The organism is Neorhizobium sp. T25_27 (genome assembly GCF_002968565.1).
Classification (GTDB): domain Bacteria; phylum Pseudomonadota; class Alphaproteobacteria; order Rhizobiales; family Rhizobiaceae; genus Neorhizobium; species Neorhizobium tomejilense.
Map to the genome: position 1 here is coordinate 99,833 of NZ_PVBJ01000006.1, position 17,661 is coordinate 117,493.

Here is a 17,661-nt window from a genome sequence, read left to right on the forward strand (position 1 = left end):
CCAGAGAATAGGCCCAGAAAATTTGAAGGGTCTGTTCAAAATTGGTGAGCCGTTCTCCTCAAAGCGGCTGCTCCGGATTGCATGGTTCAGGAAAACGGCCGTTGACGCAAGCAGGCCGCTGTAATTAATTGCAAACAGCATCTGTGCATTTTTGAACAGACGGGAACGCATTGAGCAACAATCAGAACTTCACCTGGGACGATCTGCAATATTTCCTGGCCGTGGCGCGCAGTGGACAGCTGTCCACCGCGGCTCGTCAATTGCGCACCAGCCATGCCACCGTGTCCCGCCGCATCGACCGGCTGGAATTCGCCCTCAAGGTCAAACTGTTCGAGCGCAATCCACGTGGATATGTCCTGACCGGCATGGGCCAGCGCTTCATCGAGACGGCAGAGCGCATCGAGACTGAGGCCGACCGGCTGCAGGCGGATGTCGCCTCCGGCACCACGGCGCAGCGCGGCGTGGTTCGCTTAAGCACCCCGGAAGGGTTTGCGAATTTCTTCTTCGCCGACAAGATTCGCAGCTTCTGCGACAGCCACCCGAACATCTCGCTGGAATTGGTGACGATCCAGCAGATCATGTCGCTGTCGCGCAAGGAAGCGGATATCGCCGTCTCGCTCGATCCGCCGAAGGACGGGCCTTACCTGACGGAAAAGCTCACCGACTACAGTCTCAACGTCTACGGCGCGAAATCGTACCTCGCCAAGGCCGGTCCGATCCGCTGCCGGCAGGATCTGCTGTCGCATCCCTTCATCGGCTATATCGAGGACATGATCTTCGCGCCCGGGCTCGACTATCTTGGCGACGTCCATCCGGGCATCAAGGCGCGCTTCCAGAGCTCCAGCATCTTTGCGCAGCTGACCGCGACGCTGAACGGTCTCGGTCTTTGCGTGCTGCCGAACTTCATCACCCGGACGCGGCCGGATCTCGAAATCGTGCTGCCGGAAGAGGTGGAACTGAGGCGCGGCTATTGGCTGATGTGCCATCGTGACCTGAGCCAGATCCCCCGGGTGCGGATGGTCAGGGATTATATCTTCCAGTCCGTCAAGGCCAATCAGGACGCCTTCCTCAGGAGTTACCAGGCTCCCGAGGAAGGCGCTCGCCGTTACTCCGCTGCCATCGGCAGGTCGTCACGGCTTTCGAAGAGGTCGCCCTGATTGGCGGGCGACCGGTCGTCCTTGTTCTTCTTGGGTTCGCGGCCGAAGAAGAGGGCGTAGGCGGCTGGCAGGACGAGGATTGTCAGCACCGTCGCGACCAGGATACCGCCCATCATCGCATAGGCGAGCGGCCCCCAGAACACGCCGCGCGAGATCGGGTAGAGCGCCAGCACGGCTGTCAGCGCCGTCAGCATGATCGGCCGGAAACGGCGTACGGCTGCACCGACGATCGCCTCCATCCGCTCCATCCCCGCCGCGATGTCCTGGTCGATCTGGTCGACCAGGATGATCGAGTTGCGGATGATGATGCCGAGCAACGCGATGACGCCGAGGATCGCCACGAAGCCGAACGGCGCGCCGGTCAGAAGCAGCGCCATGGCAGCGCCGATGATGCCGAGCGGGCCGGTCGCCAGCACCAGCATCGCCTTGCCGAAATGCTGCAGCTGGATCATCAGCAGCACGAGGATGACCAGGAGCATGATCGGCGCCTTGGCAGCGATCGAGTTCTGGCTTTCGGCTGCATCTTCCGCACCGCCCTGGATCTCGACATGATAACCGGCGGGCAGGCTGGCGCGCAGGTCGGCCATGCTGCTGTAGAGGTTCATCGACACCTGGGTCGGTTCGATGCCATCCGGCAGCGTTGCCTTGACGGTGATAGTCGGCAGGCGGTCGCGGCGCCATTCGATGCCCTGTTCGAGGACCGGCACGACCTTGGCAATCTGCGAGACCGGGACGAAGCCGCCGAAATCCGTCGGCACATAGACCGACTGGACCGCCGAGAGCAGGTTGCGGGTTGCATCCGGCTCGCGGACGACGATCGAGACGGTTTCTTCGCCATCGCGGAAGTCGCTGACCGGAGCGCCGGAGACTGCTGTCTGCAGCATCTGGCGGACACGCTGCGAGGTGACGCCGAGAGCCCGGGCACGATCCTGGTCGATCACCAGTTTCATGGCTGTCACCGGTTCCATCCAGTCGTCATGGATCGCGCCGAACAGCGGCTGCTGCTGGTAACGTTCCTTGACCTGGTCGGCGATGCGACGCACTTCCGTCGGGTCCGGGCCGGTGACGCGCATCTGGACGGGCCAGCCGACCGGCGGGCCGAGGAACAGGCGGTCGACCTTGCCGCGCACGGTCGGGAAGTCCTGCGCAAGGATGGCGCGCAGCTTGACGATCAGACGCTCGCGGGCGTCGACGTCCTTCGACATGATCAGGAGCTGCGCATAGTTGGGGTTGCGGAGCTGCTGGTCGAGCGGCAGGAAGAAGCGCGGCGCGCCCTCGCCGATATAGGTAGCGACGAAGGTCTTGTCTGCGTCGGGCAGGATCTTGTCTTCCAGGGCTTTCGCCTGGCGTTCGACTTCCTCGATCGCCGTGCCTTCCGGCAGCCACATGTCGACCAGGATTTCCGGCCGCGAGGACTGCGGGAAGAAGCTCTGCGGGATGAACTGGAACGACCACAGGCTGCCGACGAAGGCGCCGAGGGTGAGAAGCAGCACGATAGCCTTGTGACGCACGGACCAGCCGACCGCATGCCGGACGCCGCGATACATCCGGGTGTCATAGGCATCGTGATGGGTGCCTGCGTGCGCCCGCTGCTTCAGGATCATGTAGCCGAGCCAGGGAGTAAAGTAGACGGCCACGAACCACGACACGACGAGCGCGATGCCCACCACGTAAAACAGCGAGCGCACGTATTCGCCGGCGGTGGAATCGGCGAAACCGACAGGGATGAAGCCGGCAGTAGTGATCAACGTGCCGGTCAGCATCGGAAAGGCGGTGGATGAATAGGCGAAGGTGGCGGCATCGAGGCGTGCGAGCCCCTCCTCCAGCTTCCGTTCCATCATCTCGACGACGATCATCGCATCGTCGACGAGCAGGCCGAGCGCGATGATCAACGCGCCAAGCGAGATGCGCTGCAGTTCGATGCCCATGTAGAACATGATGGCGAAGGTCGCAGACAGCACCAGCGGGATGGTGATGGCGATGACGATGCCCGAACGCCAGCCGATCGAGATCAGCGAGACGATGAGGACAATGACGAGAGCCTCCAGCAGGGCCTGGGTGAACTCGCCCACGGCTTCGGTGACGACTTCCGGCTGGTTGGAGACCTGCTCGACGGAAACGCCGACCGGCAGCGTTTGTTCGAAGCGCTCATAGGTGGCTTCGACCTCGTGCCCGACGTCGGTTACCTTGAAGCCCTTCGCCATGACGACGCCAAGCTGGACACTGTCGTGTCCATTAAAGCGGAACTTGCGCTGATAGGGGTTTTCGAGACCGTTGGTGACGGTGGCGATATCGCCGAGCCGGATCACCTGGTCGCCGGCGCGAAGGCGCAGCTCGCGGATATCTTCAGGCGTCGTGACGCCGCCTTCGACCGCAATTCGTACCGAGCGCTCGGCGGTCTCAATATTCCCGGCGGGATCGATATTGTTTTGGCCGGAGAGCGCGTCGCGGATGTTGAGGACGGTGAGGCCGCGCTCGGCGAGCGCCTTGGACGATACGTCGATGAAGATCTTCTGCGGCTGGTCGCCGAGAATGACCGCCTTTTCGACGCCGGGCGTGGCCAGCAGCATGTCGCGGGCCTGGATCGCGAACTGCTTCAGTTCAGGATAGCTGTAGCCTTCGCCGCTGATCGAATTGAGGGTGATGTAGGTATCGCCGAACTCGTCGTTGAAATAGGGACCGAGCAGGCCGGCCGGCAGATCCTGGGTGATGTCCCCGATCTTCTTGCGGACCTGGTAGAAGGCGTCGTTGACCTCGGCGGTATTGGTGTCGCCCTTGATCTGCACCGTGGTGATCGCCACGCCGGCGCGGGTATAGGACTTGACCCAGTCGAGATGCGGGGTTTCCTGCAGCTTGCGCTCGACCTTGTTGACCACCTGGTCCTGCATCTCCTGGATGGAGGCGCCGGGCCAGACGGTCTGCACGACCATGACGCGGAAGGTGAAGTCGGGATCTTCCTTCTGGCCCATGTTCATGACGCCAAGCGCGCCCATGACGATGATGAGGCCGAAGAGGAAGCGGGCGATGCTCGGATGGGCGATCGCCCAGCGGGACAGGTTGAACCCGCCCTTTTCCGGGGGATTGGCCTGATGAGAGGAGCTCATGGTCTTGGGTCCTTTAAGCCTGGCGATCAGGGCGCGAGCGATGCGGTGGTAAGGCTGCTGACGCTGCCGAAGCGGGAGGCGATGGCTTCCGGCAGCTTGACCTTCATGTCTTCTTTCATGAACTGTGTGCCGGCCGAGACGACGAGGTCGCCCTTGGCAATGCCCTCGGCGACGCGAACGCCGTCGTCGGAGAAGTCGGCGACCTTGACGGCACGCGAACTGACGGTGCCCTTGCCACGGTCGACGATCCAGACGACGGACTGGCCGTCCTTCTTGGAAAGCGCTGCAAGCGGAACGGCATAGGTGGCGACGGCATTGTCTTCACCCGCTTCGATCGTCGCGGTCATGCCGAGCAGGACCCGCGGGTCGTCCGGCAAGCTGACGCGAACTGCAAAAGTGCGCGATTGCGCATCGGCGCTGCCGGCCACTTCGCGGACCTTGCCGTCAAGGACGAGATCGGTAGCCGACCAGAAGCGAGCCTTCACCGTCTTGCCCGGCTTGAACTGAGCGACGTCCATTTCCGGAACGGCGATCTGCACTTCCTTGCTGCCCTCGACGGCAACGGAGAGGACCGGGGTGCCGGACGCGACCACCTGGCCGATATCGGCGCTGACCGTCGTGACTATGCCGTTCTGGTCCGACTTCAATTCCGTATAGGCGACCTGGTTGCGGGCCTGGTCAAGCGCCGATTGGGCCGATTCCCTCTGCGAGATGGCCTGGTCGTTGGCAAGTTGCGCCTGTTCGAACTGCGATTGGGAGGAAATGCTCTTTTCGGCAAGCGTCTCGGCCCGGCGGCGGGCGAGGCCGGAGATTTCCACCTGCTTCTGGGCGGAGGCGAGATCGGCCTCGGCGCGGCGCACCGCGAGCTGGTAATCGACGGCGTCGAGCTTTGCGAGCACGTCGCCGGGGCGAACGCGCTGGCCGACATCGACGAGCCGTTCGGTGATCTTGCCGGCGACGCGGAAGCCGAGGTTCATTTCGGTCCGTGCCTTGACGGAGCCGGAATATTGAAGCCTGCGGCCGTGATCGGCAGCGGCAACCTCGGTCACCTTGACCGGGCGGACGACTTCCGGGGCTTCGGCTTTTTTCTCTTCCGAGCAGGCCGTCAGTGCGCCGAACGCGGTCGCGACTAAAAGGCCTTTGATGAGAAACGAGACACTATGTCTGGTCTTTACGAAAAACATGGTTCCGCACTCCTGGTGGCGGGTTTTCGATCAAGACGCCCCCTTGGCGCCCCGGAATTATTTCAGGCGAATTATCTGAGGGCCCTGAGGCCGAATTCCACGAGATCCTCGGGCTTGCCGATCCGAGTCTCCAGAAGGCAATCCGCAATAAGCTGCGGATGACAGAGGATGACCACGGACGACATGAAGCATTCGGCTGCGAGTTGGTGATCCTGCTTGCGGAACTCACCGGCTTCGATGCCGTCCTTGATAAGGTCAGCAATGACGAGACGGATGCGTTCGAGATGCTGCTCGATGACCGGCCATTGCTGCTCGATGGCGATCACCACCATTTCATGCACCTTCTTCTCGTCGAGCATGGTCTCGAGCGTGAAGCGGTGCTGCTGCAGGACGTGATTACGCAGCCGTTCGGCGGCGCTCACCGGCCGCTTCGCGTTGGCGAGTGCCGCCTGATAGCTGCCATCCAGCATGCGGTGCGCCAGGGCCTGATGGATGTCGGCCTTGGACGAGAAGAAACGGTAGATATTGGCGGGGGACATGCCGAGATCGCGCGCGATATCCGCCACGTTCGTCTTCGTGTAGCCGTAATGCTTGAACAGCCGCTCCGCCGCATCAAGGATGCGGCTGACATTTTCCTGCCGCGAGGTGTCCAGGGTATTTTCGCTGGTATCCATACCGCTGAAGTCTTTCGTTTTACGTGTGACGATTTTCATCTTTCGTCAGTCGTAAAGAAAAATCCGTCATCCGTCAACCCGTGTCGGCTCGTCGTCGTTGGGGGCGCAAGATAAAAAGTTTGGGAAACAGGGAACCAAAATGGGACTTGGACATTATGTCGCGTTAGACCACGGGCTTCGTGGGCCGGGGAAGAGTAATGATCCTGTTGCATAGTCACAACTTTTCGTTGTTGCAGAGCGTTAGAGCACTAACGTCGTGGGCCGGGGACTATTGATGAGTGTGCCGCAAAGTTACGACGTTTCGTTGCTTGACGAGGAACGCTATCGTCTTCTCGTAGACGCCATCACCGACTATGCGATCTACATGATTGACCCTGAGGGCAAGATCGTCAGCTGGAATCCCGGCGCCCAGCGTTTCAAGGGATACGAGGCATGGGAAATCCTCGGCGAGCACTTTTCCCGCTTCTATACCCCGGAAGACCGGTTGGCGCGGGCGCCCGAGCACGCTTTGCGGACCGCTGCGACAGAAGGCCGCTTCGAAAAGGAAGGCTGGCGGGTCCGCAAGGACGGCGGCCGCTTCTGGGCCCATGTCATCATCGACCCGATCTGGGGCCGTTCCGGCGAGCTTCTCGGCTTCGCCAAGGTGACCCGTGACCTGACCGAACGGAAAAAAGCCGAAACGGAACTCCGATTGAGCGAGGAGAAATTCCAGCTCCTCGTCCAGGGAGTCACCGACTATGCTCTCTACATGCTCGACCCGGACGGTTGCGTCAGCAACTGGAACGCGGGTGCCGCGCGCATCAAGGGCTATACTGCGGACGAAATCGTCGGCCAGCATTTTTCAAAATTCTACACGCCGGAGGATCGCGAGCGCGGCGAACCCACCCGTAGCCTGGAGACCGCACGGCGCGAGGGGCGATTCGAGAGGGAGGCCTGGCGGCAGCGCAAGGATGGCACGCGCTTCTGGGCGCATGTGATCATCGACGTGATCCGCAACGAGGAAGGCACGCTTCTCGGCTTCGCCAAGATCACGCGCGACATCACTGAAAAAGTCGAGGCGCAGAAGGCCCTCACCCAGGCGCGCGAGGAACTTTTCCAATCCCAGAAGATGGAGGCGATCGGCCAGCTGACAGGGGGCGTCGCCCACGATTTCAACAATCTGCTGATGGCCGTGCTGGGCAGCCTGGAAATCCTGAAGAAACGCCTGCCCGACGATCCGGCGCTGATGCCGCTGCTGGATAATGCCATTCAGGGTGCCGAGCGGGGTGCTGCCCTCACCCAGCGCATGCTGGCATTCTCCCGGCGACAGGAATTGAACATGCAGGCCATCGACGTGGCGGCACTTGTCGGCGGCATGATGGATTTCGTTCAGCGCTCGCTCAGCGCCTCCGCCTCCGTGGAAACCCGCTTTGCCGAGAACCTGCCTCATGTCGCGAGCGACCCGGTTCAGCTCGAGACCGCGCTTCTGAACCTTGTCGTCAACGCCCGCGACGCGATGGCCGGCGGCGGCACGATCGTCATCAGCGCCGAGGAATATTCGGCCGACGAGACGACCGGTAGGCTGAAGCCCGGCCGATATGTCCGGCTCTCGGTCGCCGATAGCGGCGAAGGCATGGACGAGGAGACCCTGATCCGCGCGACGACGCCTTTCTTCACGACCAAGGGTGTCGGCAAGGGAACGGGGCTCGGACTTTCCATGGTGCAGGGCCTGACCGAGCAGTCGGGCGGCAAACTCGATATTGAAAGCCAAAAGGGCAAGGGCACCACTGTTTCGCTCTACCTGCCTGCGGTAGATGCAAACGATTGTCCGCAGTCTTCGGAGAAAAACATGCCTTCACCAATTGCAACTCCCCGAGGACGCCTGACCATTCTCGCCGTCGATGACGACGCGCTGGTCCTGATGAACACCACGCTGATGCTGGAGGATCTCGGCCACACCGTGATCGAAGCCTATAGCGGCACCGATGCCCTGAAGGAGCTGAGAAGCGGCGCCCATGACATCGATCTCGTCATCACCGATCACTCGATGCCGCGCATGACCGGCTCGGAACTTGCCGCCGTCATCCGCGAAGAAAGACCGGGCCTTCCGGTGGTGCTGGCAACCGGCTACGCCGAACTGCCCACCGGTGGCGACGATCGCCTGCCGCGACTGCCGAAGCCCTTCTCGCAGAACCAGCTTGAGGAGATCATCGCCACGGTTCTCGCCGGCGGGCGCTGAACCAATCGCCCTCGCCATGCGTTGTCGTGCCGTGTCAGAACGGAGTACGACAATGGTCTTCAAGCATCAGCATTTTCACGAGACGACTCCTGAGGTCGAGGCGGAGTTTCCGCCAGGCGCGACGCTCGAAGGGGCGGTCTCCGATGCGCTGGCGTCTGCCGGCGGTATCGATGCAAGCGACGTCGCCGTCATCGCCCGCGGCTCCGAGGTCACGTTGAGCGGCACGGTCCAGCTGGAAAGCGAGATTGCACGAGCCGAGGAGGTGGCGCTCGGCGTCGGCGGAGTGGCCACCGTGCGCAACGAACTCCGTTTTACCCGCCCGATGTAACCCCCGATAAATGGTGAACGGAAAGGCTCGGGCGTCGGACGGCCGGGCCTTTCGTTTGGCTCCGCCTATCGCGGTAGCGCATAGGCGATCACGTAGTCGCCGGGCTTGGTGCCGACCGAGCCGTGTCCGCCGGCCACCATCACCACGAACTGGCGCCCGTCGTCGACCGCATAGGTCATCGGCGTCGCCTGCCCGCCGGCCGGCAGCCGCGCCTTCCAGAGTTCGCGGCCGTTGGTGAGGTTATAGGCGCGCAGGTAGTTGTCGACCGCAGCGCCGAGGAACGCCACGCCACCCTTGGTGATCATCGGCCCACCTATGCCGGGCACCCCGACCTTGAAGGGCAGCGGCAGCGGCGTCATGTCGTAGACCGTGCCGTTGCGATGCTTGTAGGCGATCTGGCCGGTCCTGAGGTCGACGCCCGAGACGTAGCCCCATGGCGGCGCCTGGCAGGGGATCTGCAGCGGTCCGAGGAACGGACCCATGAAGACGCCGTAGGGCGCGCCCTCGTTGCGGTTGAGGCCCTGCTCGCTGCCTTTTTCGTCCTGGCCTTTGGGCGGGATATCCGCGCGCGGCACCAGCCTTGAGGTGAAGGCGAGGTAGGTGGGCATGCCGAACATCACCTGCCGTTCCGGATCGACCGCGACGCTGCCCCAGTTGAACGTGCCGAAATTGCCCGGATAGATGATCGAGCCTTTCAGCGACGGCGGGGTGTATCGGCCGAGATAGTTGTACTGGTGGTACCAGATGCGGCAAACCATCTGGTCGAACATCGTGATGCCCCACATGTCCCGTTCCTCGAGCGGCCTCGGCTTGAACGACAAGGCCGAGGTCGGCTGCGTCGGCGCGGTACGATCTTCCGGGATGGCACCTCCGGGCGCCGGTTCCTCGGTGATCGGGATGATCGGTTCTCCGCTGCGCCGGTCGAGCACGTAGATGTCGCCCTGCTTGGTCGGGCCGACCAGAGCCGGCGCCACCGTATTATCCGCCTTGGTGATGTTGAGGAGAACCGGCTGGGCGGGGACGTCCATGTCCCATAGATCGTGATGCACCGTCTGGCGCACCCATCGATCGGCGCCGGTATTGAGATCGAGCGCGACAATCGAGGAGGAATATTTCTCGACATTCTCGCTGCGGCCCATGCCGAGCTGGTCCGGCACCTGGTTGCCGAGCGGGATATAGACGAGGCCAAGTTCCTCGTCGACGCTGAACACCGACCAGCTGTTCGGGGAGTTCGTCGTGTACGTCTGGCCGGGCTGCAGCGGCTGCGTCTGAGACGGGTTCCCCGAATCCCAGTTCCAGATCAGCTGCCCGGTATTGACGTCGAAGGCGCGGATGACGCCGGACTGCGACTGGGTGGAATAGTTGTCGTTGACCGCCCCGCCGATGACGATCTTGTTGCCGGCGATCGCCGGTGGCGAGGTCGAGTAGTAGTAACCGGCCGGATTGTACCGCATGCCGCTGGTGAGCTGCAGCGTTCCGTTGTCGGCAAAGGAGGTGCAGACCTGACCGTTCGCGGCATCGAGTGCAATCAACCGCGCATCCGACGTCGGCAGATAGACCCGCTCCGCACACGGACTGCCGGCAGCGGCGGCGGCGTCCTTGTAATAGCTGACGCCGCGGCAGGTCTGGTGCTGGCGATCCGGGTTCATGCCGGAGTTCGGGTCGTATTTCCATTTTTCCTTGCCGGTCGTCGCATCGAGCGCGATCGCAAGGTTGTGCGGTGTGCAGAGATAGAGGGAACTGCCCACCTTGAGCGGCGTCACCTGATAGGTCGTCTCGCCCACGTCGTCAGGCCGCTTCACATCCCCGGTCTGGTAGCGCCACACTTCCGTGAGATTGGCGACGTTGTCGACCTTGATCTGGTCAAGCGGCGAATAACGCTGCCCATAAGGAGTTCGTCCATACTGGTGCCATTCGCCCGGCGGCACGTTGCCGCCCATTGGCGGAGCCGCGGCGACGGACTGTTCGGGAAGCTCGCCGCTCTGGTCCAGCGGATCGAGGAACATCGAGACGACGGCGACGACGATCGCGATCATCAGCGCAATTCCGAGCGGCAGGGCACTGGCGCCGTAGCGCATGCCGGTCGGGCTTGAAAAGCCGAGCGGGGTGCGGACCCACGGGGTCAGAAGCCAGAGGCCCAGCACGATGATCAAGCCGCCGCGCGGGCCGAGCTGCCACCAGTCGAGCCCGACTTCCCAGATCGCCCAGGCGAGCGAGGCCAGCACGATAACGGCATAGACCCTGAGTGCCATGGCGCTCCTCAGGAAAAGCAGGATGCCGGTCAGCACGAAGCCGAGACCGCAGATGATGTAATAGGCGCTGCCTCCAAGCAGCAGCAGTTGCCCGCCGCCGACGGCCAGAGCCAAGCCGATCAAAATGAAAACGACCGCCGTAATCCTGATAGCCATAATCAAAACCCTATCCGAACTGGAAAATCCCCGGGCGCGAAAACCTCGCGGTACCCCGAGCCATCAACACAAGCTCTGTGCAAAAGTTCCAGCTCGTGTTCCCGCGATGCAAATTTAAAGGAACTCTCCCGCGACCAAGCAGGTTCTGACATCGCTACAAGGAGTTGGAAGGATGCTGACATCGGCCAAGGGACCAGCCTTCGAGACGCCGGGCGCGGATGGCGGCAGGGTGCCGGACGTCAGGCAGGATGCGGAAAACTGCACCCGTTGCGACCTCTACAAGAACGCCACGCATCTTGTGTTCGGCGAGGGACCGCCGAAGGCGAAAGTGCTGTTTGTCGGCGAGCAGCCGGGAGACAAGGAGGATCAGGCGGGCAAGCCATTCGTCGGGCCGGCGGGAAAGCTCCTCGACCGCTGTCTGGAGGAGGCCGGTATCGAGCGCGACATCTGCTACGTCACCAATGCAGTGAAACATTTCAAGTTCACCCCGCGCGGCAAGCGCCGCATCCACGCCAAGCCCAATGCCGGCGAAGTCCGGGCCTGTGCCTGGTGGCTGGCGGCTGAGCTGCGCCTTGTCCATCCGAAACTCGCCGTAGCGCTCGGCGCGACGGCGCTTTATGCCTTGCTGGGAAAGCAGGCGAAAGTGACACGCGACCGCGGTACGGTCCTGAGATCGCCGGATGGCCTGCCGGTGCTGGTGACCATCCACCCTTCGGCACTGCTGAGGACGCTGGATCAGCCGGATGCGGAGCTCAACCGGGCCCGTTTCGTCGAAGATTTGAAAAAGATCGCAGAATTTCTGGAGTGATGATGACCTACGAACTTTATTATTGGGACGGCCTTCAGGGTCGCGGCGAATTTGTGCGGCTGGCGCTGGAAGAGGCCGGAGCTGACTATGTGGATGTCGCCCGTACCGATCGCGGCACAGGAAAGATGATGGACTATATCCACGGCAAGCACGGCTACGACATGCCCTTCGCACCACCCTTCCTGAAAGATGGCGACCTGATCGTCTCGCATGTCGCCAACATCCTCAACTATCTCGGGCCGAAGCTGGATCTGGTGCCGGAGGACGAAAAATCCCGCCTCTTCGCCCACGGGCTGCAGCTGACGATCACCGATTTCATCACGGAAGTGCACGACACGCACCACCCGATCAGCACCGCCGATTATTACGAGGACCAGCGGCAGGAGGCCAAGGCTCGTTCCAGGGCCTTTCTGAAGCACCGCGTGCCGAAATTTATCGGCTATTTCGATCGCGTCATCACCGCAAACCCCACAAAGAGCGGCCATGCGGTGGGTGACGCCCTGAGTTATGTCGACCTGTCGCTCTTCCAGCTCGCCAAGGGCCTCCACTACGCCTTCCCGCGCGCCATGAAAAACTTCGACCGCGATTATCCAAACATCGCCAAGCTGCGCGACGCGGTCGCCGGACGTCCGAATATCGACGCCTATCTCAAGTCGAAGCGCCGCCTCGCCTTCAACGAGTCGGGCATTTTCCGGCATTACCCGGACCTCGACCGGGATCCGGTCTGACCGCCTAGATAAACGCGAAAACCGGGGCAATCGTCACCAGGACGATCGCCACCGCGATCAATGTGAACTTCATGACGACCTCCAAAGAAAAAGCTGTCGCGATGCGGCAGCTCAGTTGGTTTCTTCTCCCAGTTCCTGCAGAATTTGATGCCGCGCCCGGTTGAGGCGGCTTTTCACCGTGCCCACCGCGCAATCGCAGATCTCCGCCGTCGCCTCGTAACTTTCCCCGAGGATCGCGACCAGCGTCAGCACTTCACGATAATGCGGCGGCAGTTTCTGGAGCGCACGCTGGACCTCCTGGGCTCTTGCCGCGATCTCCTGGCTCGCCGCTACCGGCGTATCCCCGGAGACGTTCTCCTCGATCCCCGGCGCCTCGCGGCCAAGCACCTTGGCCCGCGTATAAAAGGTGTTGCGCATGATGGTGAAAAGCCAGCTTTTCAGCTTGGTGCCCGGCTCGAACTTGTCGAGATTGGCGAGCGCCTTCATCAGCGTCTCCTGCACCAAGTCGTCTGCATCGCTGGGATTGCGGCAGAAAGTACGGGCAAATGCGCGGAGAGCCGGAATAAGCCTCACTATGTCTGCACGTGCAGGATCACCATTCAACTGTGATTCAGACACCGTTGCCTACCTCTCCGAAGTCTTCATGGCTGGAATGACGGGGGCAAACGCACGCCTTGCGTATTTGGTTCCCCCAAGATGAATGCCCTGTTCATCTTCGTGACGGAAACCGCGCGCCGCTCGAGGGAACAAACAGGTCGGCAGGCCTGTTGATAGGACTTTCACAGAGTTCGGCCGGGAGTTCGGATATGGCACCGCGTGCAAACTGGAAAGGATATCTGAAGGTCGGAGAGCTGAGCTGTCCGGTTGCGCTTTATACGGCTGCATCGACATCCGACCGCGTCAGCTTTCACATCATCAATCGCGAGACCGGCAACCGCGTCCACCGCCAGATGGCCGACGCCGACACCGGCAAGCCGGTCGAAAGCGAGGACATCGTCAAGGGTTACGAAGTTTCGAGCGGTCAATACGTCTTCCTCGAACCTGACGAGGTGAAGGCCGCGGTACCTGAGAGCGACAAGACGCTGGAGCTCGAGATCTTCATCCCATGTAACGGCGTCGATACCATCTTTATTGACCGGCCCTATTATCTCGCGCCTGCCGACAAACCCTCCGCAGAGGTCTTCGACCTGATCCGAAAAGGGCTGAAGGAGAAGAATGTCGTCGCACTCGCCCGCACCGTGCTCTTCCGGCGGCTGCGCACGCTGCTGATCCGACCGAGCGAGAAAGGGCTGATCGCCAACACGCTGAACTACGACTACGAGGTCCGGTCGGCGAAGGAGATCTTCTCCGACATCAAGAGCTTCAAGATCGAGGGCGAGATGCTCGATCTCGCAGAGCACATCATCGACACCAAACGCGGCGAATTCGACCCGAGCGAGTTCGACGACCGTTACGAGGCAGCCCTTGCCGAGCTGATCAAGGCGAAGATCGAAGGCCGCAAGCTCAGGAAGCAGCCGAAGCCGGAACCGAAGAAGGTCTCCGGCCTGCTCGACGCACTGCGTCAGAGCGCCGGCGGCAGCAAGAAGACCGCGCCGAAGAAATCCGCCAAGAAAACCGTATCTCGCAAGACTGCCGCCCCGCAGAGAAAGGCGAGCTGATCATGGCGCTCGAAACCTACAATCAGAAGCGAAACTTCAAGGCTTCCCCGGAGCCCCAGGGGAAAGTTTCCGGCCGCAAGGCCAAGGTATCCGGCAACAGTTTCGTGATCCAGAAACACGATGCCACCCGGCTGCACTACGATTTCCGGCTGGAAATGGACGGCGTGCTGAAAAGCTGGGCCGTCACCCGCGGCCCGAGTTTCGTGCCCGGCGAAAAACGGCTTGCGGTGCATGTGGAAGACCACCCGCTCGACTATGGCGGTTTCGAAGGCATGATCCCGAAAGGTAATTACGGCGCCGGCGCCGTGCTGCTCTGGGATCGCGGCACCTGGGAACCGATCGGCGATCCCCACAAGGCCTACAGGAAAGGCCATCTGGAATTCGAGCTGAAGGGCGAGAAGCTGGAAGGCCGCTGGCACCTGATCCGCATGGCCCCCAGAGAGGGAGAAAAGCGAGAGAACTGGCTGCTGGTCAAGGGCGAGGACGAATTCGCCCGCGCCGAGGGCGACAAGGACGTTCTCGACGAGATGCCGCTTTCGGTGAAGTCGGGCAAGACGCTGGACGAAATCTGGGGCCGCAAGGCACCGGCGGCAAAGAGTACGGCTAAATCGAAAGCGAAGTCGAAGGCGAAATCCGATTCCGAACCGGAAAAATCCGACATCGCAGCGTCGAAGATCAAGGGCGCCCGGAAAGCCGAACTCCCGGCTTTCGTCGAGCCGCAGCTTGCGACACTGGTGAAGAGCGCGCCCTCCGGCAAACGCTGGGTCCACGAAATCAAGCTCGACGGCTATCGCCTGCAGGCCCGGGTCGAAAATGGCAAGGTAAAGCTGTTGACGCGCACCGGGCTCGATTGGACGCACAAGTTCGGAGACGAGATCCTCGCGGAATTCGGAAAGCTTAGCGCGACCGATGCGATCATCGACGGGGAAGTGGCGGTCGAGGCCGGTTCCGGCGCCACGGATTTCTCACTGCTTCAGCAGGACCTCAGCGAAGGCCGGGACGACCGCTTCACCTTCTACGCTTTCGACATTCTTCACTTGGACGGTTACGACCTGACCGGCGCGACGCTGCTGAAGCGCAAGGAGGCGCTGGAAACCCTGCTGACCGGCAGCGGCCCGGCCCTGCGTTACAGCGAGCATTTCGGGGAGGAAGGCGGTCTGGTCCTGAAACACGCCTGCCGGCTGAGCCTCGAAGGTGTCATCTCCAAGATATCGGATGCGCCCTATCGCCCCGGCCGCGGCCGCGATTGGGTGAAGTCGAAATGTTCGGCACGGCAGGAATTCGTGGTCGCCGGATTTGTTCCCTCCTCCGTTTCGAGGACGGCGATCGGATCGCTGGTCATGGGATATTATGACAAGGGCAAGCTGCGGCATGCCGGCCGCGTCGGCACGGGTTATTCGAACGCCGTGGCGCAATCGCTATTCAAGAGCCTCCAGGAGATTCAGACGAGCGAAAGCCCGTTTGACGAAAAGCTTGCCGGGGTGGAAAAGAAGGATGTCGTTTTCGTGCGGCCCGAGTTGGTGGCGGAAGTGGAGTTCCGCGGCTGGACGGCGGATGCGCATATCCGCCACGCGGCCTTCCGGGGCTTGCGCGAAGACAAGGACCCGAAGGATATCGTCCGGGAGGGCGGGCCTGTGAATGCAGCGGAAGAACCGAAGCCGCCGAAACGGACGGTCAATCTCACTCATCCCGACCGGGTCTACTGGCCGGATGCGGGGGTGACCAAGGCCGGGCTTGCGGATTACTACACCGAAGTCTGGCGGCTGATGGCGCCGTTCGTCGTCAACCGCCCGCTGGCGCTGGTGCGTGGGCCGGATGGGATCGGTAAACAGCTTTTCTTTCAGAAACACGGCTGGAAGGGCATGACCAAGAACGCCGTGCTCGTGAAGGACCCCGCCGATCCGGCGGAAGAGGATATCACCATCCGTGACCTTGATGGATTGCTCGGCCTCGTCCAAGGGGCGACGCTGGAAATCCACCCCTGGGGCTCGACCCTCGACGACTGGGAAAAGCCGGACATGGTCAATATCGACCTCGACCCCGGCGAAGGTGTGTCGTGGACCGAGATCATCGCCGCGGCACACGAGGTGAAGCGTCGTTTCGAGGACATGGGACTGGTGGCCTTCGTCAAGACCTCGGGCGGCAAGGGCCTGCATGTCGTCGCCCCCGTCAAGCAGAAGGCGGAATGGCCGGAGGTGAAGGCGGCGATGAAGGCGCTGGCCGACGGCATGGCCGGCGACGATCCCGACAAATATGTCTCGACGATCACCAAGTCGAAGCGAAGCGGCAAGATCCTCATCGACTACCTGCGCAACGGGCGCGGCAATACCGCCGTGGCGCCCTACTCCACCCGTGCCCGCGCCGGCGCGCCGGTCTCCATGCCGATCACGTGGGACGAACTCGGGGGCGCGATCGGCCCCAACTACTTCACCGTCAACAACGCCCCAGCCCGCATCGCCCAGCAGACGAACGATCCGTGGGGAGATTTCCGCAAGGCGGAAGCCCCGATCGAGTTCAAGGGAAAGAAGAAACGGTAGAAGCCAGGGGGAAGGCTCACTTCCTCGGCGCCTTTCGTTCCGCCTCCAGGCTCTTCTTCAGCGCCGCCGTGATATCGATCACGTTGCTGCTGCGCTCGGGCGCCTTCTCCTCGACCTTCTTCCTGGTCTTCCGGCTCTTCTTGCGCTCGGCGATGATTTCGAGCAGCCGGTCCTGGACCGGATCGTCGGCCATCGAAGGCTTCCAGGCTTCGGTGCGCTCGTCGATGATCTTCTTCATCATCGACAGATGCTCGACATCCGCCTTCTCCTTCGGTTTTTCGACGGCGTATTCGTCGGCGTCGCGGACTTCGTCCCCGTAACGCAAGGTCCAGACCACGATCCCCTTGTCCTTGGGCAGCAGCAGAACCGCGCGCTCTCGACGATACATGACGAGCCGGGCAATGCCGCCGGTCCCGGTCTTTGCCATGGCCTCGCGGATCACCGCAAACGCCTCGGCGCTCACCTCGTCGTCCGGCGCCAGGTAGTGCGGTCGGTCGTACCAGATCCAGCCGATCGAGTCCGCCGGCACGAAAGTCTCGATATCGATCGTACGCGTGCTTTCGAGCCCGACATCCTCGATCTCTTCGTCTTCGAGAAGAACATAATCGTCCTCGCCCTTGGGATAACCCTTGACCTGATCGTCGTCCTCGACCGCCTCACCTGTTTCGGCATCGACATACTGGCTGAGGACGCGATTGTTGGTCTTGCGGTTGATATTGTGGAACCGCACCTTGGCACCTTCGGAGATGGCCGGCGTCATCGTCACGCGGCAGGTGACCAGCGAGAGCTTGAGATAACCTTTCCAGAATACGCGCGGCGCCACGGAAAACTCCTTCGTTTGCCCGATAACCCGCGCC

At 62.0% G+C, this 17,661-nt stretch carries 13 protein-coding genes; 7 read left to right on the plus strand and 6 right to left on the minus strand.

All coding sequences use genetic code 11. The features are described from left to right. Nucleotides 1–170 precede the first annotated feature (170 nt). Entirely contained in the window at nt 171–1,157 is a 987-nt protein-coding gene (locus C5J24_RS18145) for a LysR family transcriptional regulator (protein WP_105400023.1), read from the plus strand. On the opposite strand, the gene C5J24_RS18150 is transcribed toward C5J24_RS18145, so the two are convergent. From C5J24_RS18150 to C5J24_RS18160, 3 genes are all read right to left on the minus strand, one after another. Further along, nucleotides 1,106–4,261 (minus strand): efflux RND transporter permease subunit, encoded by a 3,156-nt coding sequence (locus tag C5J24_RS18150; protein WP_105419806.1) that lies wholly within the window; start codon nt 4,259–4,261, stop codon nt 1,106–1,108. The two genes, C5J24_RS18145 and C5J24_RS18150, sit on opposite strands and share 52 nt — an antisense overlap. A gap of 26 nt (nt 4,262–4,287) precedes the next feature. Continuing rightward, nucleotides 4,288–5,445, minus strand: a complete 1,158-nt coding sequence (locus tag C5J24_RS18155) for an efflux RND transporter periplasmic adaptor subunit (RefSeq protein ID WP_105419808.1) — start codon at nt 5,443–5,445, stop codon at nt 4,288–4,290. A gap of 71 nt (nt 5,446–5,516) precedes the next feature. Next, complete coding sequence (locus C5J24_RS18160; protein WP_105419810.1) at nt 5,517–6,119, minus strand: TetR family transcriptional regulator; 603 nt, start codon at nt 6,117–6,119, stop codon at nt 5,517–5,519. A 274-nt stretch (nt 6,120–6,393) separates the two neighbouring features. On the opposite strand from C5J24_RS18160, the gene C5J24_RS18165 reads away from it, so the two are divergent. Both C5J24_RS18165 and C5J24_RS18170 read left to right on the plus strand, forming a co-directional pair. After that, nucleotides 6,394–8,337 carry a PAS domain-containing sensor histidine kinase gene (locus tag C5J24_RS18165; protein ID WP_105419812.1) on the plus strand — a complete coding sequence of 648 codons (1,944 nt, stop codon included), beginning with the start codon at nt 6,394–6,396 and terminating at the stop codon, nt 8,335–8,337. 52 nt (nt 8,338–8,389) lie between these two features. Then, on the plus strand, nt 8,390–8,665 hold the full coding sequence (locus tag C5J24_RS18170; RefSeq protein ID WP_105419814.1) for a BON domain-containing protein: 276 nt from the start codon (nt 8,390–8,392) through the stop codon (nt 8,663–8,665). Nucleotides 8,666–8,730: 65 nt separating this feature from the next. Here the strand turns inward: C5J24_RS18170 and C5J24_RS18175 are convergent, their stop codons facing one another. Continuing rightward, nucleotides 8,731–11,073 carry a glucose/quinate/shikimate family membrane-bound PQQ-dependent dehydrogenase gene (locus C5J24_RS18175; RefSeq protein WP_105419816.1) on the minus strand — a complete coding sequence of 781 codons (2,343 nt, stop codon included), beginning with the start codon at nt 11,071–11,073 and terminating at the stop codon, nt 8,731–8,733. Nucleotides 11,074–11,245: 172 nt separating this feature from the next. Here C5J24_RS18175 and C5J24_RS18180 point away from each other — a divergent pair, with 172 nt between their 5' ends. Next, on the plus strand, nt 11,246–11,881 hold the full coding sequence (locus tag C5J24_RS18180) for a UdgX family uracil-DNA binding protein (RefSeq protein ID WP_105400016.1): 636 nt from the start codon (nt 11,246–11,248) through the stop codon (nt 11,879–11,881). Between the two features lie 2 nt (nt 11,882–11,883). Further along, on the plus strand, nt 11,884–12,609 hold the full coding sequence (locus C5J24_RS18185; protein ID WP_105420122.1) for a glutathione S-transferase: 726 nt from the start codon (nt 11,884–11,886) through the stop codon (nt 12,607–12,609). 111 nt (nt 12,610–12,720) lie between these two features. Here the strand turns inward: C5J24_RS18185 and C5J24_RS18190 are convergent, their stop codons facing one another. After that, nucleotides 12,721–13,212, minus strand: coding sequence for a sigma-70 family RNA polymerase sigma factor (locus C5J24_RS18190; protein WP_245446710.1), 492 nt, complete (start codon nt 13,210–13,212; stop codon nt 12,721–12,723). 203 nt (nt 13,213–13,415) lie between these two features. Here C5J24_RS18190 and C5J24_RS18195 point away from each other — a divergent pair, with 203 nt between their 5' ends. Together C5J24_RS18195 and ligD are read left to right on the plus strand one after the other, a co-directional pair. Then, on the plus strand, nt 13,416–14,267 hold the full coding sequence (locus C5J24_RS18195; protein WP_105419821.1) for a Ku protein: 852 nt from the start codon (nt 13,416–13,418) through the stop codon (nt 14,265–14,267). A gap of 2 nt (nt 14,268–14,269) precedes the next feature. Further along, a complete protein-coding gene (gene ligD, locus C5J24_RS18200; protein WP_105419823.1) occupies nt 14,270–16,804 on the plus strand; it encodes a DNA ligase D in 2,535 nt (844 codons plus the stop codon). A 16-nt stretch (nt 16,805–16,820) separates the two neighbouring features. Here ligD and C5J24_RS18205 read toward each other — a convergent pair whose 3' ends face one another. After that, nucleotides 16,821–17,627 carry a Ku protein gene (locus tag C5J24_RS18205; protein ID WP_105420124.1) on the minus strand — a complete coding sequence of 269 codons (807 nt, stop codon included), beginning with the start codon at nt 17,625–17,627 and terminating at the stop codon, nt 16,821–16,823. Between the last annotated feature and the right edge of the window lie 34 nt (nt 17,628–17,661).